At 39.4% G+C, this 24559-nt stretch carries 21 protein-coding genes; 7 read left to right on the top strand and 14 right to left on the bottom strand.

The window, feature by feature from the left end:
* Positions 1–53 precede the first annotated feature (53 nt).
* Positions 54–740, bottom strand: coding sequence for a GTP cyclohydrolase I FolE (folE, locus tag AOM43_RS11320; RefSeq protein ID WP_006340563.1), 687 nt, complete (start codon positions 738–740; stop codon positions 54–56).
* 11 nt (positions 741–751) lie between these two features.
* Positions 752–1186 (bottom strand): 6-pyruvoyl trahydropterin synthase family protein, encoded by a 435-nt coding sequence (locus AOM43_RS11315; RefSeq protein ID WP_226987514.1) that lies wholly within the window; start codon positions 1184–1186, stop codon positions 752–754.
* A 595-nt stretch (positions 1187–1781) separates the two neighbouring features.
* Here AOM43_RS11315 and AOM43_RS11305 point away from each other — a divergent pair.
* Positions 1782–4721: an insulinase family protein gene (locus AOM43_RS11305; RefSeq protein ID WP_006340559.1), complete on the top strand. Its 2940-nt coding sequence runs from the start codon at positions 1782–1784 to the stop codon at positions 4719–4721.
* Between the two features lie 46 nt (positions 4722–4767).
* On the opposite strand, the gene AOM43_RS11300 is transcribed toward AOM43_RS11305, so the two are convergent.
* From AOM43_RS11300 to AOM43_RS11290, 3 genes are all read right to left on the bottom strand, one after another.
* Complete coding sequence (locus AOM43_RS11300) at positions 4768–6243, bottom strand: ubiquitin carboxyl-terminal hydrolase family protein (RefSeq protein ID WP_013924227.1); 1476 nt, start codon at positions 6241–6243, stop codon at positions 4768–4770.
* Between the two features lie 332 nt (positions 6244–6575).
* Positions 6576–8609 carry an ankyrin repeat domain-containing protein gene (locus AOM43_RS11295; RefSeq protein WP_059360343.1) on the bottom strand — a complete coding sequence of 678 codons (2034 nt, stop codon included), beginning with the start codon at positions 8607–8609 and terminating at the stop codon, positions 6576–6578.
* Positions 8610–8702: 93 nt separating this feature from the next.
* A complete protein-coding gene (locus AOM43_RS11290) occupies positions 8703–10424 on the bottom strand; it encodes an ankyrin repeat domain-containing protein (RefSeq protein ID WP_059360341.1) in 1722 nt (573 codons plus the stop codon).
* Positions 10425–10730: 306 nt separating this feature from the next.
* Between AOM43_RS11290 and AOM43_RS11285 the strand changes: the two genes are divergently transcribed.
* Together AOM43_RS11285 and AOM43_RS11280 are read left to right on the top strand one after the other, a co-directional pair.
* On the top strand, positions 10731–11111 hold the full coding sequence (locus tag AOM43_RS11285) for a hypothetical protein (protein WP_059360339.1): 381 nt from the start codon (positions 10731–10733) through the stop codon (positions 11109–11111).
* A 60-nt stretch (positions 11112–11171) separates the two neighbouring features.
* A complete protein-coding gene (locus AOM43_RS11280) occupies positions 11172–11351 on the top strand; it encodes a hypothetical protein (RefSeq protein WP_059360337.1) in 180 nt (59 codons plus the stop codon).
* A 147-nt stretch (positions 11352–11498) separates the two neighbouring features.
* Here the strand turns inward: AOM43_RS11280 and AOM43_RS11275 are convergent, their stop codons facing one another.
* The 4 genes from AOM43_RS11275 to AOM43_RS11260 all read right to left on the bottom strand — a co-directional run bounded on the left by AOM43_RS11275 (position 11499) and on the right by AOM43_RS11260 (position 16200).
* Entirely contained in the window at positions 11499–12707 is a 1209-nt protein-coding gene (locus AOM43_RS11275; protein ID WP_059360335.1) for a dihydrolipoamide acetyltransferase family protein, read from the bottom strand.
* A gap of 12 nt (positions 12708–12719) precedes the next feature.
* Positions 12720–13697, bottom strand: coding sequence for an alpha-ketoacid dehydrogenase subunit beta (locus AOM43_RS11270; RefSeq protein WP_006340552.1), 978 nt, complete (start codon positions 13695–13697; stop codon positions 12720–12722).
* 4 nt (positions 13698–13701) lie between these two features.
* Positions 13702–14784: a thiamine pyrophosphate-dependent dehydrogenase E1 component subunit alpha gene (locus tag AOM43_RS11265; protein WP_059360333.1), complete on the bottom strand. Its 1083-nt coding sequence runs from the start codon at positions 14782–14784 to the stop codon at positions 13702–13704.
* An 87-nt stretch (positions 14785–14871) separates the two neighbouring features.
* A complete protein-coding gene (locus AOM43_RS11260) occupies positions 14872–16200 on the bottom strand; it encodes a sugar porter family MFS transporter (protein WP_036745963.1) in 1329 nt (442 codons plus the stop codon).
* 85 nt (positions 16201–16285) lie between these two features.
* Here AOM43_RS11260 and AOM43_RS11255 point away from each other — a divergent pair, with 85 nt between their 5' ends.
* The gene (locus AOM43_RS11255) at positions 16286–16741 is read left to right on the top strand and encodes an acyl-CoA thioesterase (RefSeq protein ID WP_348638800.1); all 456 of its coding nucleotides are present in this window, start codon (positions 16286–16288) and stop codon (positions 16739–16741) included.
* Here the strand turns inward: AOM43_RS11255 and AOM43_RS11250 are convergent.
* From AOM43_RS11250 to AOM43_RS11235, 4 genes are read right to left on the bottom strand one after another with little or no spacing between them, the layout of a single operon-like run.
* Positions 16738–17613: an MBL fold metallo-hydrolase gene (locus AOM43_RS11250; protein WP_013924236.1), complete on the bottom strand. Its 876-nt coding sequence runs from the start codon at positions 17611–17613 to the stop codon at positions 16738–16740. The two genes, AOM43_RS11255 and AOM43_RS11250, sit on opposite strands and share 4 nt — an antisense overlap.
* Positions 17601–18368, bottom strand: a complete 768-nt coding sequence (locus AOM43_RS11245; protein WP_013924237.1) for an enoyl-CoA hydratase/isomerase family protein — start codon at positions 18366–18368, stop codon at positions 17601–17603. The genes AOM43_RS11250 and AOM43_RS11245 overlap by 13 nt, the downstream gene beginning before the upstream one ends.
* On the bottom strand, positions 18365–18715 hold the full coding sequence (locus AOM43_RS11240; protein WP_006340546.1) for an AtuA-related protein: 351 nt from the start codon (positions 18713–18715) through the stop codon (positions 18365–18367). Before AOM43_RS11240 ends, AOM43_RS11245 begins: the two co-directional genes overlap by 4 nt.
* On the bottom strand, positions 18703–20073 hold the full coding sequence (locus AOM43_RS11235; protein ID WP_059360331.1) for an acyclic terpene utilization AtuA family protein: 1371 nt from the start codon (positions 20071–20073) through the stop codon (positions 18703–18705). Before AOM43_RS11235 ends, AOM43_RS11240 begins: the two co-directional genes overlap by 13 nt.
* A 274-nt stretch (positions 20074–20347) precedes the next feature.
* On the opposite strand from AOM43_RS11235, the gene AOM43_RS13440 reads away from it, so the two are divergent.
* The 3 genes from AOM43_RS13440 (at position 20348) to AOM43_RS11225 (ending at position 23403) form a co-directional block, all read left to right on the top strand.
* Positions 20348–20494 carry a hypothetical protein gene (locus AOM43_RS13440; protein WP_006340543.1) on the top strand — a complete coding sequence of 49 codons (147 nt, stop codon included), beginning with the start codon at positions 20348–20350 and terminating at the stop codon, positions 20492–20494.
* Positions 20495–20671: 177 nt separating this feature from the next.
* Positions 20672–21655, top strand: coding sequence for an exonuclease/endonuclease/phosphatase family protein (locus tag AOM43_RS11230; protein ID WP_006340542.1), 984 nt, complete (start codon positions 20672–20674; stop codon positions 21653–21655).
* 134 nt (positions 21656–21789) lie between these two features.
* On the top strand, positions 21790–23403 hold the full coding sequence (locus tag AOM43_RS11225; RefSeq protein WP_059360330.1) for an exonuclease/endonuclease/phosphatase family protein: 1614 nt from the start codon (positions 21790–21792) through the stop codon (positions 23401–23403).
* A 10-nt stretch (positions 23404–23413) separates the two neighbouring features.
* On the opposite strand, the gene AOM43_RS11220 is transcribed toward AOM43_RS11225, so the two are convergent.
* Entirely contained in the window at positions 23414–24556 is a 1143-nt protein-coding gene (locus AOM43_RS11220) for a hypothetical protein (RefSeq protein WP_226987513.1), read from the bottom strand.
* Between the last annotated feature and the right edge of the window lie 3 nt (positions 24557–24559).

Raw genomic sequence — 24559 nt, 5'->3', positions numbered from 1 at the left:
AAAGGGCGCGCACATTTGTGCATTATACACAAACAGTGCGCAAGACATTCTCGTTAGAGCTTAATTTCGCTATGTTTAGGGATTGCGCCAAAAAACTCATTGCGATAGGTGTCTTCTTCGAAGAGGCCGCCCATGTCATATGTGCGAGTAAAGCAATCAGCATCTTGGACTCCTCGCATTTTTACACACAAATGAGAAGCATCGATCACAACTGCAACATCAGGGGTATTCAAGAGAGAAGACAGGCATTCTTTGATTTGCCGAGTTAATCTTTCTTGAACTTGAGGTCTTCGCGCGAAATAATGAGCCACTCGATTAAGTTTAGAGAGGCCGATAACGCGATCATTTGGAATGTAAGCAATGTGACAGTAACCTAAAATAGGCACAAAATGGTGTTCACACATGCTGTGTATGCTAATGTGAGATTCAAGTAGCATATTCCGATAATTGAACTTATTTTCCTGTGTGGTAATCTTGGGAAAGTTATTACGATTCAAGCCAGGAAAGAGTTCCTTAACCAACATCTTAGCATAACGATAAGGTGTTTTTCGAATGGAATCATCCTCGACATCCATTCCAAGAGTTAGGAGGATTTTTTCAAAATAATATTCGATGTTTTTTATTTTCTCATCGTCCGTTAAATGGTTATCATTCCATGGATAAGGAATTTCATCCCCTGAATCGTTAATATGGGAAGTAGCAAATGGATTTGAGAGTACTTTTTCTTCTAACTCTAGCATTTTATACCTTCTTATAAATAGGCTTCTACATAGCAATTATCTGTCTCATACAATGTGACTTTTGTAATTGTCACCCCAGTCCCTTCAAGCATAAGGGGGCCGATTTCTCGGAGTATATATTCTGCCATATTCTCGGCGGTTGGGTTAAATTTGCAGATAAATGGTTCCTTTTTTCTTGGGATACTACGAAGCATTTCCACGACTTTTTCGTCTCGCTCATAGACTAAGAAGTTATGATCCCAATACTCTTCAATCCAAGATCCAATGCGATCTTTTAAGACGGAGAAATCAATAATTCTTCCTAAAGAATCTAAGCAAGGTGCTTCGGCAGTAAGGTGGATATAGTAATTATGTCCGTGCACTGTTGCACATTTACCTTCATGATCCATGACTCGATGCCCAGCACAAAAATGCAACTTTCGAATACATTTGATTGTATTTTTCACAAAAACCTTTTGGTTATATTCATCTCAAGCCAAATTCATAAAAAGCAAATGACGCGAGATCAAAATTACCAAGGTTTTCAAATTCAATCAATAAAAAATTTCTCCAATTTAAACTTAATAAATAATCATCAAATTTTATAAAAGAAATATCAAAAATGAAATGTATGTTTTTATTTTAATTTATTTGACTTGTGAAATTAAAATCGACTATAAGTAAATGTATTTAAAGACGATAAATTTTATTAATTCTTCTGTCTTCTTGGTTTATAGCTCAAACTTTTTGATGAAGGTGGAAAGAAAGTTTTTCACTTCCAACTTTATTCATCAAAACTTTCTTACATCAAATAAGGTTTCAAGAAAGCAAACATTTCATGCGGAAAAGAAAACCAAAATCAAAAATTTAAATCAACCAAAAAAAAGAAATAATTGTCTGATCAGTTGTGAAAGATTGTATGATAAAGAGATGATTAAAATAAAAAATTTGATTTTCTATGTTAAAAAAAATAAAATTTGCATCCTCTGCTCCTTTTGCTTGAGAGTTATGTGAAAACGCTAGAAAATAGGGGTTTTTTAACGCAAAGAGGCAAGGTGAATCATGTGGAATAATTGGTGCGTCAAAGGTTTGTTGGTTCTTGGAATTTTTGGATGGTCGTCATGTCTGTTATGTGAAGAGGATTCCGCTTCTTATACAGTGGTACAAGATCAGGCTAAAATTCCGATTTTGACTCCTGCATTTTCAGGGAGAAAAACATTAAAAATCCGTTTAAAAAATGGTTTAGAGGCCTATCTTATCTCCGATCCTTTAGCCGAAAAGTCTGGTGCCGCTTTAAGTGTAAAAGTGGGAAGTTGGGAAGACCCTAAAGAATATCCAGGAATTGCGCATTTCTTGGAGCACATGCTATTTTTAGGCACAAAAAAATATCCGATTGAATCTGAATATAGCAGTTTTGTGAGTGAAAATGGAGGGACATCCAATGCGTTTACAGCCAACAGTGCCACCAGTTATTTATTTACGATTAACAATCCTGCTTTTGATCAAGCCTTAGATCGTTTTGCGCAGTTTTTTAAAGAACCGCTTTTTAATCCATCTGGAGTCGATCGTGAATTAATGGCCATCGATCAAGAGTATGCCAAAAATTTAGAAAATGATGACTTTCGTGCTTTATTCGTGCACAAGACCTTGCAAAATCCTAATCATCCCAATGCAGGATTTAATATGGGTAATAGTGACACTTTAAATAAAGTCTCGCAGGAAACCTTAGTGGCTTGGTATCAGACCCATTATAGTGCAAACCTAATGAAGCTTATCATCTATTCGAATCAATCCCTTGAGAAGCTTACACAGCTTGTTGTGCAAGATTTCGCAGATATTCCAAATACTCATAAAACCCAGTTTAGCACAACAATGCCCGCTTTTTCTGCGGAAAATCGAGGGAAAATCGCTTATATCGAACCTCTAAAAAATTTACGTTCCGTGACTTTGATTTGGGAAATGCCCGCTAAATTTGCTGAAATGCAAGATGGGAAGCCCGATGATATTTTATGCTTTATTTTGGGTCATGAAGGGAAAGAAAGCCTTTTAGCACAATTAAAAAGGGAGAAGCTTGCAGAAGGATTGCGTTGCGGGGGAGCCAAATCAGGAGAAAAATTATACGAGTTTTATCTTGAAGTTGATCTAACTCAAGAAGGCTTGCAGGAAGTCAATACAGTCATTTTGCGCTGTTTTCAAGCCATTGCCAATCTAAAGAAAAAGGGGGTTCCCGAATATGTCTTTAATGAATTAAAACGCTCTGAAACGTTGGATTACCAATACCAATCGCGGGAGGATGAGTTTTTTGATTTAATGAAACAAATTCGATGGATCGTCAATGAACCATTAGAAACTTATCCAGAGAAGACTCAGATCATTACTTCCTATCAACCTCAACTAATCCAAGAATTTTTAAGTGCTTTAACGCCTGAAAATTGTGAGATAGAGGTTACTGCGTCGCCACAAGAGTCAAAAGTGCAGCCAGATCAAAAAGAAAAATGGTTGGGAACCTCCTTTGCTATACGTCCGATCCCGGAAGATATTTTGAAAAAATGGAAAACCGCAGAACCTCACCCATCCATAGATATTCCAGGACCCAATCCTTTTGTTCCAACACATTTAGAAATCAAATATCCTAAAACAGAAGTACAGGATCTAGGGTATCTTCCTCAGCCGACAAAGATTATCGATAACGACACCGCAACCATCTATTTTGCACCAGATAAACGTTATCAAGAACCTAAGGTCTACTGGTTTTTTCAATTTCGCACCCCTGAAGTGATGGCGGATGATCCATTAAAAATTGTAATGGCCGATTTGGTTGTTAAAGGGGTCGTAGAAGCATTAAGCCAACTGAGCTATACTGCAAAGTTAGCCGGACTTAATTATTCCGTTAGTCAAGAGCTCAATGGAATTTCGGTGTCTTTGGATGGCTATAATGAAAATGCTTTAATGTTGTTTGAAACAATTCTCTCTGCATTGAAAAATGAAGAGCTAACCAAAGAAGACTTTAATCTCTATAAAGACATCCTCTTGCGGCAATATTTGAATTTCAATCAAGAAATGCCGATTAAGCAAGCCTCTGAATGGTTAAGGGATGCCATATATAAAAGATTTACGACAGAAAAGCAAAAAGCTTTGGCCATCCGAAAAGTCACCTACGACCAATTTAGCACGTATCGGAAGAAGCTTTTTGAACAGGCTTATATTGAAGGCGTTTTGTACGGAAACATGTCCACACAAGAAGCTGAAAAGTGTACATCACTCGTTATGGATCAATTTGCCGGCAAAGTTTATCCAAAGAGTGAGAGGCCCGAAATTGAAGTGATGGTCATGCCAAATGAAGGTGGTCCGTTCTATGTGGATTGCAAAACAAAATCACAAGGGAATGCGGTGATCTTGGCGATTGAAAGTGAACCCTTTTCGTTTACGGCGCGGGCGGCTCAACAAATTTTGATGCAAGCCATGAAAGATCCTTTCTTTTCAACCCTGCGCACCAAGCAGCAAACAGGTTATATTGTCTTTTCTTCCGCCGAAGAAATCAAGCAACATCTATTTAATCTTTTTGCTGTGCAATCCAACACTCATAATCCAAGAGATTTATTAGCACGCTTTGAGTTGTTTATTGAAAGCTTTTTACAAGAGTTAAGAAGATCTGAGTTGCGTGAAGAGCAATTTTTAGCTATTAAGTCTTCCCTTTTGGCTGTTTTGCAAGAACCCCCCAAAAGTCTTGTTGAGATGGGAAAAGTATTGCGGCTCATGGTGACAGATTACCATGCTGATTTTCAGTGGCTTGACAAAAGGATTCATGCGTTAAAGACCATTACCTATGAAGATTGTCTAGAATATGCGGACTCTGTGTTAAACAAAAAAAATAAGAGACGCTTGGGAATCTTGCTAAAAGGCTCTCAACCGGACGGGAATATTTTAGATTATGCGCCTATGCGTTCTATCGGAGAGCTGAAACAACTCAGCACTTATACGCCTTTTAATCCGGCGCTATAAGGAAAAAGAGCCGAAAGCCAAATGAATGGCTTTCGGCAAGTGTCGTTTAAAGGGTGATAGCCGGAACAATTTGCCCACTGGTTAAAATACTTGAAATTTGTGCTTCATCAAGAGGGAGTTTTTGGAGAAGTCGCAAGCCTAGATAGGTTGCCGCTGCACAAGACTCCAAAGCTTCCTCAGGTGAGCGTTCTGTGACGGAACTGTCATCGTGACGATAATACTTTCCTTCGGGTGTTTTCTCGATGCAGATATAGTGTCCTTCGTTTTCATCGCCTTCATGGACAATGGCGGTGGCGACTTCGAAAGCACAGGCGTATTTAGGACTAATGGAAAGCGAATGATTTTCTTTAATAATTCCCACCTGTTGGAGGTCGTTTTCAATGAGTATCAACCGTCCTTCCGAGTCCAACTCAATTGGGCGACAATTCTTTTTCACCCCTTCTTCCGTTAAAACATTTCTTTGAATGTTCACGTAAAGGTGCTGGGGGATATTAACGAGCATTTGCTTAATCAAATATTGCTTCTCAGCCACTCTATCTTCGAGAGTTTGCAAATCAAAATCGGAAAAAGAAGGGATTGAACTTTCATGCTCATTTTGGTAGTAATTTCCAATGTCGATGGGTTCTTCTTTGTCAGCAGTTTCTGCCGTAAAAGTGAGCGAAATTGTCTGTGTGTCAAATTCTTTTGCATGAGCATATTTAATCACACCATCCTCTTGAGGTTCGTAAAGGTTAAGTGTGCGAAGAAAGTTATTTTTTGTTTCATCGGTAGGGTTATCATGATTGATTCCAGCTGTGTTGGGCCATCCAAAACGACTTTGAATTAAACTTATTGCCTCAGCCGCTTCTTGTTGGTTAAATTCCAAAATATCCATCACATTAGGCATTAAAATGGGAAGGGCTTTCACCAAGCGCAAGCAAAGATCTCGATCAATAACTCCTTCAGATTGCGTACGAAGTTGATAAATGACAACTTTCAAGGTGCGCTGAAATTCTTGAATTTTTTTTGTCTCATTTGCAATTAAACACTTTCTTTTCCAGGGACGCATTCCCTCAAGTGCAAAAGTTGCTTTAGGGAATTCCTGTTGATCATAGAGGCCATCAAAATTTGGATCACATGCGAGCATTTTTAAAACCGCATTTAACCAGCAGGTATTTCCCACATTGGGTGAGCCCACTCGAATACCTGAAGGGGGTGGAAGGGGAAGAGGTCCTGGATCAGGCAAAAGAGATTTTGTTTTGTAAGGGTTGGGCATATTTGGAAAGTCAGAGGATTCTAATTTGTGAATTTTTTTCTGTTTTAAATAGGCTAAGGTTAGCATGAGGACTAAAATATTGAGTCCTAGTGAAGGCAGTAAGGTCGCGATTGCCAGAGTAATGAACGTCGCTCTTTGTTTTTTACTGAATCTATCAGTTATGGTGCGTGTTGTGCCATCTGCCAATTTAAGCTCGGACTTTACCTTAAAAGGTTTTTTCCAGTGAGATTCTGAAAAAAAAGTTTGAATTGTATTGATTTCAGCCATAAAAATTTCCTTAATTTAAAAATACCCTTTATGATATGTTACCGAGCATTTTTAGAACAGAGCTAAGCTTTTGTTTTGTTTCTTCGGATCCTTTAAATTTGTTTGCGATTTCTGTCAATAACGCTTGATTAGGGGAGAGACCTTCGATTGATTGGTAATGTCTAAAGCTATGAGAAGAGCTTGTTCTCGATCTCAAGAAGACCGTATTTGCTTATCTTTAATTAGGATTTAGGAAGTATATGAAGTTTTTCTTTTTTTGTTATGAGAACTTCTTGAACTTTTACAGGATCCAAATTGTGAAAATGAACCGCAAATAGAGACATGCAACTTTATTATTTTTGATGGATGACTTTTTTAAGTAAATGCTTTGTAGATTTAGGTCCTTTGAATTTTTTGTCGATGGCTTTAAGCAAAACTTTATTGGGTTTGATTGTTCCAGGAGTTCGATAATAGGTTAGGGCTTCTTGCAAAATATGTTCGCGGTCCCAAGAAGACCACTTTTTATAAATTGAATCGGCAATCGCTTCTGCTTTCAAAGTAACTTGATCATGAGGTAGGCTTTCCTGCAGTTTCTCTGCAATTAGCACAAATAGCATCCCTCTAAAAGCTGTTTTTAGGCCAGCCCAAGTGCAAGTTCCTGCTTTCTGAGGCCGATATTTAAAAGACAAAAATTCCTGAGTATTTAACTCTTCGTACAGTCTATTTTGTAACTGTAAGGCTTCTTGGCGAGACATGACTGGAGTGATGCCTAAAACGTTTTGTGGTGAACCAGAAAATGTTTTTAATTGAAGTCCGGATGCAATGGAGCTGTCAATTTCCTCTCCTCGGTTGCTCTCAGCTATGATCCCTTTATATACAAAGCGGTAAGTTGTATGTGCCTTCCAACCTGTCGGGATGAGAATGATTTGACCTTCTTCGTAGTGATGTAAGCGGTGTTGGATCACCTCGTTGGATGAGAAATTGATGTCTAATTTTTCGTTAAAAGCTTTGAGAATTTTGGTGCGGGCTTGCTCGGTGAATTCTGGGAAGGCGCTTAATGGCAATGCTTGAAAAAAAGTGCGGAGCGATTTTTTAATTTCTGGGATCGTAAAAAAAGAACTCGATTTTGACAGGGAAGGAAAATTGATTCCAAAACGATGGGTTAAAAAGGTTTGTCGTAACCAATCTCGATGTTCTTCTACATCGACTCCGTATCTGTGAAAAACGTTTAAATGCTCACCCTTAGAAGTTGAAAACGCTTGGTTGGCCAAATAAAATTGGTTGTAGATTCCATCGAGTTCAAAAGGTGTAGGATCAATTTTGTTCTGTAGAATAAGTTCTAGTACAGCAGGTGAGGCATATCTTAGTAAAAGATTAGCGAATGCTTCCGAAGGCATTTCCGGATCAAGGAAAGAAAACATCGACCGAAAGAATGCGGGATTATCAAGGGACAACGCGGCCGCAAAAATAGGAATATCATTTGCGAGGATGTTTGGATCAGCACCATAGCGCAATAAAAGTTGTACAGCTGTTAAATCTTCATATTTGATGGCTTGATAAAGAATGGCGTTCTCATTGGGGTCCGCATCATGTGCCAACAGTTCTTCTAATGCCTCATGACTGCGATGGTAAAGTGCTCTTTCGAGTAAGCTTTCTCCTGATGCATTGATCTCGGATAGCGATGCTCCTTTTTCGATCAGCATGGAAATAACTTCGGGATAATTAGAATTTACAGCGTCAAACAGTGGCGAAAAATCTTGCTGGGGATGGGGAGAAACACCTTGATCCAAAAGATAAAGAGCAGTTTTTGGATGGTTTGTCAAAATGGCTAAGTTTAAAGGCGGAATTTCATGTGCATCATTGGCGAAATTGAAGTCAAACTCGTGATTGGCAAAGTGTTCGAGGACTCCTAAACATCCCTCACCCACAGCATGTATAAAAGCGATTTGCAATTCATTTACAGAGAGGGAGTCAAGTCCTAATTTAAAGGCTTTGATTTGCTCAGGCGTCCAAAAGGTTCCCGAAGGGATACGAATGGGCTCTAAAGGGGCGAACTTTTCATCTTTTTTGATCAAGGGAGATGGAGGAGGCGTTGTAGGATGAGAAATAAACTGGTGTAAATCAGGAAATGGGGGAGGCGATTCTGCTGAGATAATCGAGGAAGATAATTTGCGTACCTTTAAAATCTTCTGATCATTAATGCGAACTCCAGTTTTAATTAGATGCTTTAAACGATGGATTTTAACCAACAAGCGTTCTCTAATTGCTCCCAATGATTTTTTATTTCCAGAAGAAAAATATTTAGGAAGCTCTTCCTTATTAACTTTTAAAAGATTCTTAACTGTTACAGGATTTAAATCATGATAATAAAAAGAAGGAATAGACATAAAACCTCACCAATTTCAGTGTATTATCTCATTTAATTATTAAGATTTTAATAAGAGATATAGTGGAGGATTTAGTTGTGTGTCTATTTTAATTTAGCTTAGTTTTTTTAGCTGAGGGGAATTGATTAAAACAGTCAATAAGTCTCTTGTTTTTTTTGATCCATGAAACTTCTTTTTGATGAGCTTAAGTAAAGGTAGATTGGGTTTGGCTGCATCGGGGGCTTCATAGTAGCGCAATGCTTTTAAAAGCTCCTGTTCACGATCCCATTTAGACCAAGTTTTATAAATTTTGTTTCCGATGCGTTGGGCTTGATTTGTCGCCCGATTGATGGAATATCCTTGCCGTTGGAGTTCTTCTGTGATCAAAACAAATAGGATGCCTCTAAAGGCTGTTTTGAGTCCTGCCCAAGCGCAAATTCCTTTTTTGTGAGCTTTATATTTAAATTGGATCACTTTTTCTGCTTTTAGATTTTGATACAAAAGAGAACTCGCTTGATGGGCTGCACTGAGCGATGATTTACATTTTGCTCGTTTTAAATCCTCCTTTTTTAATGTTTCAAAAGTATGAATTTGCAATCCCGTTGGTGTTTCTTCCTCGAATTGGGCCCCACGATTACACTCTAAGAGTAGCCGCTTATAAGCCACGCGGTAGATGGCGTGTGTGTCCCAGCCAGCCGGAATTAAGACAGGCTCTCCTTGTTCATAGCGAGAAAGACGATGCGTATGGAGGTCTTTAGTGTCGAATTCATCTTCCTTTGAGGCGTATTCAAACGAAGAAAGGATTTGATTACGTGCTTCCTTGGTCAATTCGGTATAGTGGCCAGGAAAGTGCTTAAAAAATTCCTGAAGCGATTCATACATTTCTGATAGGGTGCGATGATGGTCAAAGGATTCCAATTTCAGATCAGGCACACTGACATCAAATCGATGAGCTAAAAATTTTTGTCTAATCCAATTTGAATAATCTTCACGTTTTATCCCATTTTGATGGAAAGCCTCTAGATGGTCGAATTTTTTTTCTGAGTAGAGGATATGATAAGCTCCTGTGGGAGAATCCAACTCAGCTTTTAACCCTTTCTTGATAAATAACTCCAAGACTTCTACCGATGCATTGGCAAGTAAGGTCAAACGGAAATCTTCATTTATTTTATCATCCCTATCCTGGTATCTAAATCCGTGCTCAAGCAATGCCTCCATAATCTCGGGCTTCGGCTGCTGCAGCGCTGCGACGTAAATGGAGAAATTTCCATAGCGAGCTCGGGGATTTGCTTTAAATTCTAGGAGCATTTTAACAGCTTCGACGTTTCCTCTCCGAATCGCCCGGAGAAGGGGAGGATAACCCTCATCCAGCTTGATTTTTTGATCTAGAAATCTGCGCAAAGTCTCACAATCATTTTCTTCAATAGCCCTTTCAAACGCATTTCTTGGAAAAGGGGTTCCAAATGTGAAAGGTTCTGCTTTTGGTTTAGGAGGTGGGATAAAGGTGGTTTTAGGTTTTACTTGAAAGGTTTGAAACGCGGGAAATTTTTTACGCTCCGGAATGCCATAGATATAAGTTTGGGGAATAAAATAGCTTTTTTTGGGGAAAATGGGCTTAATTTCAAATTTGTTTAAGAGGAGAAGCCTGTCGATTTTGCGTTCATTAATCCAAACGCCCCCGGTCTTAACGAAATGCCAGATCCGATTGGTTTTTTCCCGTAAAAGGCTGATGGAATCGGAACGAAAAAAGTTAGAAAGCTCAGGGGGGAGTATTTTTAGAGCAGATTCCACATAAAGGGGATTTAATTGTGCACATTTAAGAGTGATATCAGACATCTTATTTTGCCCATGTTTTTAAAATGAACGAGATAATAAGATAACTGAGAATTTTATACCTAATTATAAAAGTGAAGCTGGATTTTCATAAGTTTTATTGCTTTATCCAGTTCTCGTGCTCGTCAAACTCGAAAGCGAATGAGATCTGGTAAAGAAATTCAAAAATTTTGATTTTCATCCTCAAATTTGGTGACTTCTATTCAAAGAAATTCTATAACTTCAAAAAATCATGTGTCTTAAGGGGTAAGAGATAAAATGTCCTTTAAAAACACAAAAACACGTATATAGAGATAAATAGAATTCATAATGAAAGCTTTACTTTTAACTTCGGTCGTAGTGCTTGCTATATTCTTGGTTGATCTAATACGCAATGACAAACGCAAATACTATTATTATATTTTGATGTTTGTTTTAATGTTTTTTGCTAATTACATATTTTCATCAACAGCAGAGGCTTCTGAGAATATATTCCGAGAATATGAATATGAGTTTAATGCAGATGATGCCAATTATGCATCAGAAATTTTCAGCATTCCTAATTCTGAAACTGAGATAAAGCACTTAATAGTTGCTCTCAATGCATTAAAGCCCTTATCTAAAGAGGATATCAAATCTTACGAAAACAAAGTAAAATATCATAAGGAAAAAGCCGATTTTTTATATGAATTCACAAAGAAAAAAGTCTGATGGTTACCCGATTTATCTGAAAGAAAAAAAGCGAGATATTGTTTTACTACAGCGGTAGCTATGGCTGTTCCAGGATCTCCTCAATCTAAACTTATTGCCGCTATTTTAAATTTATTACTTCAATATGGTTTGGACTGCTTGGACGAGTGGGAAGAAATAGATGAAAGATTATATTGGATAAAACACCATTATGAAATGGCTGAATTCTATCAGGATGTTTTAAATAAGTTAGCTAAATAATTTAAAAGTATATTGGATTGATAATTTTTGAAAGGGGGGGGGCAAGCCTCCCTAAAATTAATATTTAAAATAAGAATTGCAAAAAAAATATTGAGGCTTCAGCAAGAGTTTTTAGGGCTTAACCAACAATTTACAGGCAAACATGGCTTATAAAAGTGGAGCTGGATTTTGAATCAAAGTGGCATAATGATACGAAAAAGTTGCTGCCATGTCTCCATCAATAATCCTGTGATCAAAGCTCCAAGACAAATTCAACGTATCGCGCAACTCTAAAATCCCATTTTTAGCGATTGGCTGTTTCTGGATTTTAGAGACAGCAAGAATCGCAACTTCCGGATAGTTAATGATGGGAGTAGCCCACAATCCTCCTCCACCTAAGACACCAAAATTGCTAATGGTGATCGTCGATTCTTTCATATCGCTTGGAGCTAAACGATTCTGAGTCGCCCGGTTTTTGAGCTGCTCATATTCCCGAATAATGTCTGCTAAAGACATCTTTTCCACATGTTTAAGGACTGCCACGATCAATCCCAGTTTTGTGGCCATTGCAATCCCAATGTTGTGAGGTTGGTGGATGCGAATGGACTGATTTTTGGCATCTACAGAACTGTTAAAAAGTGGATATTGTTTAAGCGTTAACGAAAGGGCTCGGATTAAAAAAGGCATGTAGGTGGCATTGATATTTTCTTTGGCGGCTTCTTCTTTTATTTTCTGGCGCAGTTTTACTAAACGTGTAGCTTCTACTTGCTCAAAGTAGGAAAAATGGGGAATAAAACGTTTAGAAAGAGACATCTTTTGCGCCATTAACTGCCGAATGCCGATCAAAGGCTCTATTTGGTCGTCAGGTAAAGAGAGGGGAGGTGGGCAGCTTTCTTCAGGGGATTGAGAGACATATTTTTTGATGTCATCTATAGTAATTTCACCGTGGGCACCAGTTGCAGAAATCGTGGACAAATCTAATCCCAGATCGCGGGCCATTTTACGGGTAGCTGGAGCTGCCAGACTTTTTTCCTGTGTACAACTTGGAGCTTTCGTTTTGACCTTTTTGGGAAGGGGCTGTGTACTCGCTATTTGCTCAGCCTTTTTTTGCTGAGGCGTCGGATGAATAGCCTCCTCCAATTCAATATCGTAAAGAGGTTTGCCTTTAATGGCGATTTCACCCGGTTGATAGTATATTCTGACAAGTTTTCCGGGATGAGGGGCAGGAAGTTCGACGGTGGCTTTATCTGTCATGACAATCACCACAGGTTCATCTTGCTCAAGTCTTGTATCCAGTGACTTGATCCATTCGATCACTTCTCCCTCGACAACGCCTTCACCAATATCAGGAAGTGTCACAGTAAAGATTTTTTCCATTGCAACCTCTGATTAATAATGCATGGTTTCGAGAACAGCTTGAATCACGCGATTGGCATCTGGCAGATATTCGTGTTCAAGCGTATGAGGAAAAGGTGTGTCCAAGCCACAGCATCTTTTAACGGGGGCTTCGAGACTTAAAAAACATTGTTCCATAATGGTGGCTGCAATTTCAGCACCGAAGCCAGCTGTTAAAGGGGCTTCATGAGCTACCACACAGCGACCTGTCTTTTGTACAGAGTTGACAATGCAAGGAATATCGAGAGGATTCAGTGTGCGTAAATTGATCACTTCAACATCTACATGATGTTCTTGAGCGAGTTTTTCGGCAGCTTCCATGTTTTGATGATGTTGTGCTCCCCAGCCAATGAGTGTGACTTCTTTTCCGATACGTGCAACAGCTGCTTTCCCAATGGGAATGACATATTCCTCTTCAGGGACGTCTTCTTTAAGAGCCCGGTATAACCGTTTGGGCTCAAAGAAAATCACAGGATCATTTGATTGAATAGCGGCAGTGAGAAGGCCTTTGGCATCATACGGAGAAGTGACTACAATGACAACAAGTCCTGGTACAGATAAAAATTGTGCTTCGGGAGATTGTGAATGGTAATGTCCGCCATGAATGCCTCCACCGTAGGGTGTGCGTATTACTAACGAGGAGGTATATTGTCCAGCAGTGCGGTAGCGCATTTTGGCGAGTTCGTTCACAATTTGGTCATAAGCAGGAAAAATATAATCGGCAAATTGAATTTCACAAATCGGTTTTAATCCTCTTTGTGCCATTCCGATACCAAATCCAATAATCCCTTGTTCTGCCAAAGGTGTATCAAAGCAGCGGTCATCTCCAAAGGCATCATGTAAACCAGCTGTGACACGAAAAACGCCTCCAAAAGAACCGGCATCCTCACCGAAAGCGACCAATCGGCCATCTTTAGCGAATTGCTGATGCAGCGTATGATTTAAAGCTTGGATAATGTTCATTTCTGGCATGGATCTATCCTTTTTCCCCAAATAATTGATTCACAGCTTGAAATTCCTCTTTTAGGCGTTGTGGAATTTCAAAATAGACATCTTCGATCATCGAGTGTAGGGGCGGGTGTTCCGTTTTTTTAGCCACTTGGATCGCTTCATCGATTTCTTTTTTAATTTTTGCAAGCAAAGCTTCTTCTTTTTCAGCATTCCAAAGTTTTTTAGATTCCAAGTACAAACGCAATCTGCGAACAGGGCATTTATTTTCCCATGACTTAACCTCTTCCTCAGAACGGTAGCGACTTGGATCATCCGAAGTTGAGTGAGCTCCCATCCGGTAGGTCATCGCTTCAATTAAAATAGGACCATGCCCTTCGAGGCAGAGCTGTTTAGCTTTTGCTACCGTTTCGTGGACAGCAAAAAAGTCATTGCCATCGACTCGAAAAGCTTGAATTCCATAACCAATCCCTTTGGGATAAATTCCATCAGAGGCAAATTGACTGGTACAAGGAGTTGAAATAGCGTAACCATTATTGCGACAAAAGAAAATGGCCGGAGCTTTACGGACTGCTGCGAAATTAAGGCCCACGTGGAAATCTCCTTCAGAAGTAGCTCCGTCGCCAAAATAGGCAACTGCCACAGCTTCCTCTTTCTGTATTTTCATCGCATAAGCGCAGCCAGCAGCATGAGGGATTTTCGTTCCGATGGGAGAGGAGACAGGCACAACATTTAAAGCCTTAGAACCAAAGTGGTTGGGCATTTGTCTGCCCATAATCAAGTCTTCCTTATTCCCGAACATATGGTGGAGGTATTGCTGAATGGTGAAACCACGCCAAAACATCACTCCGAGTTCTCTATATTGCGGATACATCCAATCCGCAAGATCGAGAGCGGCCGCGCTTGCAACGGCACAGGCTTCTTCTCCAAGCGAACTTAAGGCAAATGAAATGCTACCTTGCCTTTGGAGGGTAATCATCCGATCATCCACACTGCGGGTTAGTACCATTGTTTCGTAGCCGCGAATTAATACATCATCCGCAATCTGATGCTTGCATTCTTTGGAGAGAATCCCTTTTTCATTTAAATAGGAAATCGTGGAGATTTGCATGGCGTTTTAAACGTCCTTTTATTCAGTAAAGATCCTCAAAAAATACCCGATTTGCATTATTCGCACAAGAGTGTGAACCGCTTATTACTAGACGATTTTCTGCATTTCGATTTCTTCCAATGTTTTATTTTTGGTTTCAGGAACAAGAAAGTAACAAAAAAACCATGCTACGATGGAGATTAGGCCATACAGCCAAAAAGTCCCCGCTTGCCCCAAAGAGTGGATTAGCGTAAGAAAAGTGAACGCTACGATGAAATTGGTTAACCAATTCGTGATAGTCGCAATACTCATCGCTTTACCGCGAATTTCGAGAGGATAAATTTCAGATATCAGCAACCAAAAGATGGGGCCCAAGCTAATCGCAAAAGAGCAAACATACACAATTAAGCAGGCGAGGGTGATTTCTCCGAGCATTTCGGAAACATGAGGGATTGAAGAGGCCAAACCGAGAGCAAACAAACTGAAAATCATCCCTGCCAGCCCTATTAAGAGCAAAATTCTTCTTCCTAAAGTGTCTAACAGCTTAAGTGCAAAGAGGGTGGCAATGAGATTAACGGCACCGATAATACTCGTTGCAAAAACGGCCCCCACAGCAGATTTAAACCCAGCTAATTCAAAAATGATCGGAGCATAGTAAATAATTGTATTGATTCCAGTCGCTTGTTGAAAGATCGCCAGGCCAATTCCAACGACCAGCATGCGCTTTACCCATGGTGTGAAAACAAAAGCGTTTGTGTTCGAGCCGGCAGATACTTGACGAATCTCTTGAATCTCCCGTTCCGCTTCTTTCTTCCCGTGAAGAATATGCAGAATCCGTTTGGCTTCTGTTTCTAGCCCTTTTTTGATCAGCCAACGGGGGCTTTCTGGGAGAAAGAGCATGCCGATTCCAAAAATGAAAGAGGGAAACGCTCCAAGCCCGATCATCCAACGCCAGTTTTCGCTATACGCAAAAGCATAATCGACACAATAGGAAACTAAAATGCCAATGGTGATGGCTAATTGATTAAGAGAAACGAGACGTCCCCGAATGGGAGCGGGGGAGATTTCAGAAATGTATAGGGGAACAATCGCAGAAGAAATCCCCAGGGCTATCCCAATAAAAATGCGACTGATAGCTAACCAACTAAACTGGGGCGCAAATGCTGAAGCAACGGAGGCAATCGTAAACAAACAAGCAGTAAAGAACAGCAAGCGCCATCTTCCTAATTGATCAGAAAGGAAACCCGCGCAAGCACTACCCACGATGGCGCCTAATAAGACTGAACTGATGACAATTTCAACTTGTGATGAAGACAGGTTGAAATCATGTCGAATAAAAAGAATGGCACCAGAAATCACGCCTGTATCATAGCCAAAAAGCAAACCTCCCAAGGCGGAAAGAGTGACAATCATGTAAAGAGACAATGGATGTTTCACGGCAAAACCTTTCTTTCTGTTCTGCCATAAAAATCCTGCAATTGCAATTCCTCTTTTTAAAAATCTTGAAAGTTTTCTGCAGGATATGCTACATCAAAGGACTCTTTTAACCTCTTACTTATCGAGAATGCTCATGTACATCAGTCATAATAAAGTTCGTATGCATGATACAGATATGGCAGGAATTTTGTATTTCCCGCGTCAGTTTCGTTTTGCCCATGATGCTCTAGAAGATTGGGTGGAATCTGAAGGATTGGGATTTAACCAGGTTTTCCATCACGAAAAGTTTGTGTTTGTGATTGTACATGCGGAAGCCGATTATTTGGTATCATTACAAGTAGGGAATAAGTTGGAAGTACATTTGACCATTGAAAGGGTGGGAACAAGTGCTTTTACTGTGAATTACCGCATTTATAAAGAAAACCAACAATTGGTTGGGACAGCCAAAACGGTTCATGTGACATTGGATGCCACAACGCGCCAAAAAATCGAAATCCCCAAAAAATTTAGAGAAATTTTAGAAAAGCATTTAGTCGCTTAATTCAATTGAAGGATTCCATCTTTTTCTAGAATCGCAGTGACAGAATATCGTTCTGAGTGATTACGTCCAAGTTTACCACAGCTCATGGATGGATCATGGCAAAAAATAAGCACTCCATTTTCTTTTTCAAGTTGGGACAAAATTTGCCTTTTTTCGTCCACCATGAGCTCGGAAAAACGATCATACCCCATAGTAATCGGTAAATGTAACCAAGGAATGCCTGGGATTAAATCGCTGGCAAATAGAATTGTGTGATGATTAACACGCAATTTGGCTAGCATGAGTCCTCGGGTATGCCCATGGGAATAAACAAAAGAAATACCAAAATTCAAAGATGGGTGGGATGTTCCCTCAATCAAAACAAGCCTACCCGATTCTTGCAGTAAAGTATGGAGCTGAGGAATAAACGAAGCTGTTTCTCGTATGTGAGGCTTTTGAGCATATTCCCAATGCTCTTTTCCCACAAAGTATTGGGCATTCGGGAAAAGGAGTTGGAGAGGAGAATTTGCTTTGTAAGCAGATAAAAGGCCTCCTGCATGATCAAAATGCAAATGAGATAGCACGACTGCATCGATATGTTGATGAGAAAGCCCTATCTTTTGCAAATTCTCAATCAGCACATTCTCGTTGTTAATTCCATATCGTTCACGCAATTTCGGGTCAAAAAAAGCCCCACTTCCTGCTTCTAGTAGAATATTTTGATCCTGAACTTGAATGAGGAGCGTGCGGCTTGCTAAAGGAATTCGATTCAATTCGTCAGCAGCAATCCACCGTTTCCACAATTCTTTTGGAGCATTGCCAAACATGGCTCCTCCATCCAAACTCAGTCGATTCCCTTCTAAAATACGTAGCTGCACCTTTATATTTCCCATTGCGGATTTCTTTTTTCTAGAAAGGCCTGCATCCCTTCTTGTGCCTCTTTTGAGCGGCGTCTTTGTTGGTGATTACTGAGGGCTAAAAGGAGGTCTTCTTCAAATTTTGAAGGATAGAGTTTTTGAATGAGTTGTTTTGTCTCTTGAGTTGCCTCGGGAGCACCATTGATAACCGAATTTGCCATTTTTAAGGCTTCAAAAAGAAGTTTTTCCTGAGGAACAACTTGATTAATTAAACCAATCACTTGCGCTTTTTTTGCATCAATTAGTTCACCTGTCAGCAAGAGTTCTTTCAAATCTTTTTGTTTAAGTTGTCGCATTAAGAAAACCATCACTTGCGCGGCAACTAAACCTCGTCGAGTTTCAGGATAGCCAAAAAAGGTATTTTCACTAGCTAAGGCGAGATCACATGCTGTGACAAGGCCCGCTCCACCAGCGATAGCTGCCCCATGTACAGCCGCAATAGTAATTAAGGGTGTGTGATAAAGGGCGGAAAAAACTTGGGCGAGAATTTCGCTCGACTCGATTGATTTTGATGTATCACAGGCTTCGGCAAGATCCATGCCTGCACAAAAAACGGGACCCTCTCCTTGAAGAATTAAAACCCTTTTTGAGGGATCCTTTTCAGTTGATTTCAAGGTAGAAAGAAAATCCTGCAATAAGCTGATATTCAAGGCATTTCTTTTCTCAGGACGGTTTAACTTGATGATCACGACGTTATGGCTGGGATGTTCGACGAATATATTTGTATTCATGAGGCTAAGCATTTTGTTAATCTGTTTTCATCGATTTCAAGAGGCATTTCAAGCAAGATTTGACCTAGTGCTTTGCCTTGTGCATCAATGCGAAGGGAACGGCTTGCACCTTTTCCTAATGCCCCTTTAAGTACAAAATTCAATGCCCCTAAATTAGGCCACTCATAACGGATCACGCTCTTTACCTGCGTCTTTTGCATAAACTGCAGCACTTTTTCCGATGTGAGTATTTCGACAAGAAATTGATAACCCTCACTGGTATAAGCAATAACTCCAATATTGGAATCAGAACCTTTGTCACCACTTCTTGCATGGGCAATGTCATAAAGATGGATCAATTTGTGCATAGTTGCTCCACTGCATACGTTTGAGTGCGAGGCGTGACATCTTTTGTGTCAATTAAGCAGGGCCAATAACCAAAGACGGGTAAAATTTTGGGACGGCCTGTTAAATAGCCCGTGGTTCCTTGAGGACCACTTGTGACAAGTGGTGCAAATTCTTTAACAAAACACTCTAAAGCTTCCCGGTTTTCATCTGCGGCACTGACTTTTAATACACATTCTGTACAAGCGCCTTGCGGAATAATACCTAAAGTGGCATCTCCAGCTCCAATGCATTCAATCAATGAATCTTGCAAGTTATATCCAGCTTGTTTGACACGTTCAAGAATGATGGTACCACATTTTCGCGCCTTTTTATCCGCATCCCTTCCAATTATTGTGAGCAGTCCATCGGCTCGATACCCATTTTTATATGTGGCGCTCACCTTATAACTGGTAGGTGGGGGAGATCCTTTACCTCCGCTTACTCTTACTCGATTAGGGGCTTCTTCTTGCAGTTGAATGTTCAAAAATGACACATTGACATCTGGGCTTAAATAAGAGCCAGGGTCTCCAATTTCATATAACAACTGTTCCTTAATGACAGGAAGATTCACAATTCCACCAGTGTGAGGGGGCTTTGTTAAGGTGAAATGCCCTTTTTGATCCATTTCGATAATCGGAAATCCGATCATTTCTGATGCCGGAAGATCTAGCCAATCCGTCAGAATTCCTCCTGTTGCTTGCGTTCCACATTCAATCAAGTGACCAGCAATTGTCGCGTTGGCAAGTAGATCATAATCTTGAAGATCCCATCCAAAATGAAAGGCTGCAGGAGCTACTGTTAAGCTGGGATCTGCGACACGTCCTGTAATCACGATATCGGTGCCTTGTTGTAACGCTTCGACAATTGCAGAAGCTCCTAGGTAAGCATTTGCGGTGACAAGCTTTGGTGAAATCGTTTCAATCGACGCATGAGTTTCTAAATTGTGAAAATTTTCAGGGGACTTGAGAAGGATGGAAAGGACATCGTCTCCCGTCACAATTCCAATCTTTAAATGAACACAGCCAGTGCTTTTAAGGATTTTGGCGCATTCTTGGGCACATCCAAATGGATTCAATCCACCCGCATTTGCAATGATTTTAACCTTCGAACCCTTCTTCCAAAAGGGGACAAGAGATCGAATTGTTTCGATAAAATCTTTAGCATAACCTAGAGTAGGATTTTTTTCTCGTTGGATGGCCATAATCGACAGAGAGACCTCAGCTAGGTAGTCCAAGGTAATGTAATCCAAATCGGGAACTTGCTGAAGAAGTGTTGCAGCTGCAGAAGGGCGATCTCCCCAAAAAGCGGATGCGTTAGCAATGCGAATAAGTCTATCCATTTGATCTTTGCAAGTATGAGTTTCGAAATTTTGAATCTAATCCACTCTCTTAGAGATTTTCAAGGAAAATATGGTGAATACATTAAAATAAACGTTAGCTCTATGGACTTCTTTTAATAATCGTGTTAACTGTCAAGGTGCTATTTTAAATATGATTTTCATCTGATTGATAAGTTGAAAGTCAAAATGTGTAGAAGCGATGCGATCGATAGCTGAAAAGTACAAGGCTCTGTAGCGCAGGTTGCCATCGCTTGGTTGTTGCATCAAAAAAACCGTGACAACTGTCGTCATTGGAGCAAAAAACACAACTCAGTTAGAAGAAATTAAATCGACTCAGTTAAGACTATCTGAAGACGATCTTCACCGGCTAAATGAGGCCGGTAAGTTATCTCCGGAGTATCCAGGTTGGAGTATCAAGTAAAAAAAGTATAGGGCTCAAGCGCCTAAGAGAAAATGGTTCGAAGCTTCTGTGCATCTAATCTAAGCCATATTGAACCATCTAATTTAGATAGTTTTTTATTGTTCAGCGTTACATAGTATTTTGAGATAAGGACAGGCTAACTATGCAAAATCCCCTATACGAAGTGAGAAAAAAATCATGATATCTAGCTCCTACCGACTTAATAGACCAGAACTTGAAAATCCAAGCAAATTGCCTGATAGAGAAGTCGATCAAATTTGCATCTGTTTTTGGAATATAAAAAACCAATTTATGGATAAAAGAGACGCATATCCTCAATATCTTTGGGAAAATAGGAGATTCTCTGTATTGGAAATGATCGAAAAAGTTGATCCGGTCGTTTGTGGATTAAGTGAATTTAACCTTCCACAAGCACAGGATTTAGAAGCGCATTTTCCAGATTGGAAGCTTGTTGGTTTTAGCTGCCACACGCAAGAATCTATCGATGTCACAAAGAAAAGGCATGCTGAAGATAATTCGCTTAGGTACGATTCTTTTAATGCAATTCTTTACAATCCGAAACATGCTGAGCTTCAAAGTCTCGAGTGTCACGAGCTTGCATCAGGTCCTAGACATAAACGGATATTAGTCATTGGAAAATTCTTAGATACTGCAACGAAGACACATTATGCCGTTCTTGTCTCCCATTTTGACCATTTGTCTCAAGAATCAAGAAAGCGTTCAGGTGAGATAGAGCTAAGATTTATTAACCAGCTAATAGGCCAAGGTTATATGCCATTTTCTATTGGTGATAAAAATTGGTTTGTCGATGCGGGCGGTGAGGACGATTCGCAATCTTATGGACGGAATGGCAAAATATGCGATTTTAGAGATGAAACTCAACTAGGGCATTTTGGAGCAGCGGGAACTTATCCTAAGCATCTGGATGTCCCTGCTAAATTTGCTCCACCAATTGTTGATGGGGTCATACAAGGTCCAACGGTGGATGTGGGTTTTCGCAGTAGACTGGGAATTCAAGCGACCTATTCCTTTTCTTTAATAGCGGAATTTAATCCTACGACACAGAAACTCCTTCTTCCCGGAGAAAAGAGTGATGTAGAGAATAAAAACTTTGGTTCCGATCATACGCTCATTGGCCTAGTGTTCACGTTTGATCAATAGAACATCCAAAATCTACGTGGTGTTTATCATTGCGTAGATTAAACATGCAATTTTATTTTACCATTTTTAATATGAAATATATGATCTTTTGCTCTGCGCTCATTTTAATAGATCAATATATTTAGGCGAGGATGATGAGTCGGACATATTACAAATTGATTATTTTTTTTCTGTGTGGAATGAGTGGATTTGGTATCAGTGAAATCCATCATCTGTTAAATCGTCCTCATTTCGAATATAAAGCGCACTGCCCCGCTATTCCCTTTCAAAGCAAGAATTACATTAATATAGCGAATTACAACATCCGCACATCTTACAATGATAAGGAAACTGCAAATTCGTGGGATAAACGGAAAGATTATTATATTAAAACCCTTCAAATGGAAGATGAAGCTAGACAGGTCATGCAGTATATGCAAGATGAGATTTATAGATCTCTTGTAAAGCATCTACCATATGATTCTAAATTTGCTGAATGCGAAAAACAGACGGAGTGCAGAACCTGCACATTTAGTCAAAAAGAACCTTTTCCTGTTTATGAAACTGAATTTTTTCGAATTGCCTTAAAAGCATCTCAAGATCCTAATGGTGTTCTTTACGGTAACTTTCCTTATCCATATCGTTTAATTATTGCTTTAAAACGGCATGCTAGCAGTCTTTATGAAGAAGAATGGCAAGAGTTAAGAAAAGTTTTAGAAGTGCTTCAGACAAAGGTTTGTGAAGATATTCAAGCAGAATATACCTCTTATGGGGTATTCCAAGATCATTACTACAAACAAAAAAATGAAAAAAAATCCGAGGAAAATACACCCCATTTTTTCATGCATTTTGTCTTCCGATTTCCTCAAGGAGCCAAGATTAAAAATGTGCATTTTCATGATCCCAATCCTTATGATCAGTTTGAATTTCGGCACTATAATCTAGTGAAGGAGGGAATGTTAAAAGCGAATTCGAATTTCATATACAAGCGCATTCCAGACATTATTAACTTCCAAGAAGTGACCTACGAACAGGCCAATTTTTTGAAAGAGAAGCTTCCCAATCATTGTTTTATCGGGTACACAGCTTTTGATGGACTCCCATTGGATCAAGTTAAACCGGATACATGGATTGGAGAAATTTTGGCAATAGGCTATCGACCGGAGAGGTTTGAATGTTTAGAGCATGGGGTTCAATGGTTATCTCCTACACCAACTGAACCTTCTATTGGCTATGATGCATCTCGCCAAAGAATTATTATTTGGGGGAAATTTAAAGATACCTTTACAGGGAAAGTGTTTTACATGTTTAACACACACTACGATCATTTGGGAGGGAAAATGGAATACGTAGAGGCGGAAGCCTATACTATTCAAAATATTGCCAAAGAAGAATTGTGGTTTTCTTTTGGAGAGCGTTTTTATGAAAGTTTTAATGGAGAAAAACTCTACCAACATTATTTAAAATCTTTAGGGTGTCATGATGTTAGAGATAAAAGTCTCTTAGGTCATTATGGGGAGGCCGGAAGTTGGGGAGGATTTCCCAACGATCCATTTGCTGTGACAATTAAAAATGGGGCATTTTGTTGTGATACTTTGGATATTGGTTTTACCAACTGTAAAAATAGCCAGATTTTGTTTAGCTATTCTTTGAGTGGGGCCTTTGATGCTTCTATGCAAAGGCTATATCAGATGGACGAACCTGTACAAAATGATTGTCATCTAGCTTCAGATCATTTTATGACAGGCTTTTACGTAATGATTGAATAAACGCCCCTTTTTAAGGACAGATTTCAAAACCATCGGTATTATAGATTTTCATCCTTTCAGGGAGCCATGTGATTAAAAGATCTATCACGGTTATTTCTTCCCATGAGGCATGCCTTTTAGAGAGACCAAGATAAAATAAATTCCGGCATTCATTGATAAGTTCTAGGCGTTCCGAAAATGAATGCAAAGCTGGCTTTGCAATTTTTTCAGCTAAGGATTCGTCTTCGATATTATAGTTTTCCTTTAAGAAATGAAGAAAACTGAGGCATTGCACCTGAAAGTGATCTGAATCATGGGGAGACAGCCATTCAATTTCTGTTATTTTTTTTGACATAAGTCTTTCATCAATCACTAAACCCACAAAGCATTTTGGTTCAATCTGGTAATACACATAAGCTTCATCTGAGCATTCAAAATAGCCATATCCCATTTCCTTAGCGAGTTCTCGATTTCCGGGATGTAAAGAGTTATATAGTTTTTTATTACATGTCCTCAAGTTAACTGGAGCATTGGTTGTAACAAGGACATTGACAATGGCTAAAGACGCGCCATTTTTAATAAATGTACTAAAAGCTTCATGAGAATCATTTTTAACGGTAGGTGGGTGAGCGACGCTGATATAATCTATTCCATTCATTAGCGGTAGTCCCTCATGTCCATAATTTAATCCCAAGACAAGCTTTTTGTCTTTGGCTGCTTGAAATGATAAAATTCCATGATTAAGGATAGAGGCAATTTTCCAGACTTTGCAGCCCACTCCATGTAATACAAGGGTTTTGTTGTCGTATAAAGGTCCATATTTTGGGATTTTCGTTGCATTTTGTGTAGCAATTACAGCGGCTTTTTCTTTCTGATTGTGATTGTAAAATAAGACTCCAGCACCCGTTGCAGTGGCAATTCCTGCTAATGTGTAAATCCATTTTTTATCCCGTGAGAAGTGTCGTGCACGAGTCGCTTGAAAAAGATTTTTGGGATTTTTACCTGTTGTGGTGAAAATTTTTTTTGTATGGATGAAAACAAGTGGTTTAGAAGAACTGTAAGGATATTGTGTGGATCTTCCCAAAAGACTTAGAGAAGATTTCGAAAATGTATTGAACAAATGTTTTGATTTTTCGAAGGATGGTAAGCTAGAAATTTGAGAATGTATCATCATTGC

It is taken from the genome of Parachlamydia acanthamoebae (genome assembly GCF_000875975.1).
Classification (GTDB): Bacteria; Chlamydiota; Chlamydiia; order Chlamydiales; family Parachlamydiaceae; genus Parachlamydia; species Parachlamydia acanthamoebae.
Note: the sequence above shows the minus strand (reverse complement) of the source record. Positions and strands in the feature narration are given on the sequence as shown.

Coding starts and splice junctions, on each gene's coding strand:
- folE (WP_006340563.1), bottom strand. CDS start 740: ATGCTAGAGTTAGAAGAAAAAGTACTCTCAAATCCATTTGCTACTTCC.
- AOM43_RS11290 (WP_059360341.1), bottom strand. CDS start 10,424: ATGTCTGATATCACTCTTAAATGTGCACAATTAAATCCCCTTTATGTG.
- AOM43_RS11255 (WP_348638800.1), top strand. CDS start 16,286: ATGCTACATCAAAGGACTCTTTTAACCTCTTACTTATCGAGAATGCTC.
- AOM43_RS11235 (WP_059360331.1), bottom strand. CDS start 20,073: ATGGATAGACTTATTCGCATTGCTAACGCATCCGCTTTTTGGGGAGAT.
- AOM43_RS11250 (WP_013924236.1), bottom strand. CDS start 17,613: ATGGGAAATATAAAGGTGCAGCTACGTATTTTAGAAGGGAATCGACTG.
- AOM43_RS11275 (WP_059360335.1), bottom strand. CDS start 12,707: ATGGAAAAAATCTTTACTGTGACACTTCCTGATATTGGTGAAGGCGTT.
- AOM43_RS11245 (WP_013924237.1), bottom strand. CDS start 18,368: ATGAATACAAATATATTCGTCGAACATCCCAGCCATAACGTCGTGATC.
- AOM43_RS11295 (WP_059360343.1), bottom strand. CDS start 8,609: ATGTCTATTCCTTCTTTTTATTATCATGATTTAAATCCTGTAACAGTT.
- AOM43_RS11305 (WP_006340559.1), top strand. CDS start 1,782: ATGTGGAATAATTGGTGCGTCAAAGGTTTGTTGGTTCTTGGAATTTTT.
- AOM43_RS11300 (WP_013924227.1), bottom strand. CDS start 6,243: ATGGCTGAAATCAATACAATTCAAACTTTTTTTTCAGAATCTCACTGG.
- AOM43_RS11220 (WP_226987513.1), bottom strand. CDS start 24,556: ATGATGATACATTCTCAAATTTCTAGCTTACCATCCTTCGAAAAATCA.
- AOM43_RS11240 (WP_006340546.1), bottom strand. CDS start 18,715: ATGCACAAATTGATCCATCTTTATGACATTGCCCATGCAAGAAGTGGT.
- AOM43_RS11280 (WP_059360337.1), top strand. CDS start 11,172: ATGGCTGTTCCAGGATCTCCTCAATCTAAACTTATTGCCGCTATTTTA.
- AOM43_RS11225 (WP_059360330.1), top strand. CDS start 21,790: ATGAGTCGGACATATTACAAATTGATTATTTTTTTTCTGTGTGGAATG.
- AOM43_RS11270 (WP_006340552.1), bottom strand. CDS start 13,697: ATGCCAGAAATGAACATTATCCAAGCTTTAAATCATACGCTGCATCAG.
- AOM43_RS11230 (WP_006340542.1), top strand. CDS start 20,672: ATGATATCTAGCTCCTACCGACTTAATAGACCAGAACTTGAAAATCCA.
- AOM43_RS11285 (WP_059360339.1), top strand. CDS start 10,731: ATGAAAGCTTTACTTTTAACTTCGGTCGTAGTGCTTGCTATATTCTTG.
- AOM43_RS11265 (WP_059360333.1), bottom strand. CDS start 14,784: ATGCAAATCTCCACGATTTCCTATTTAAATGAAAAAGGGATTCTCTCC.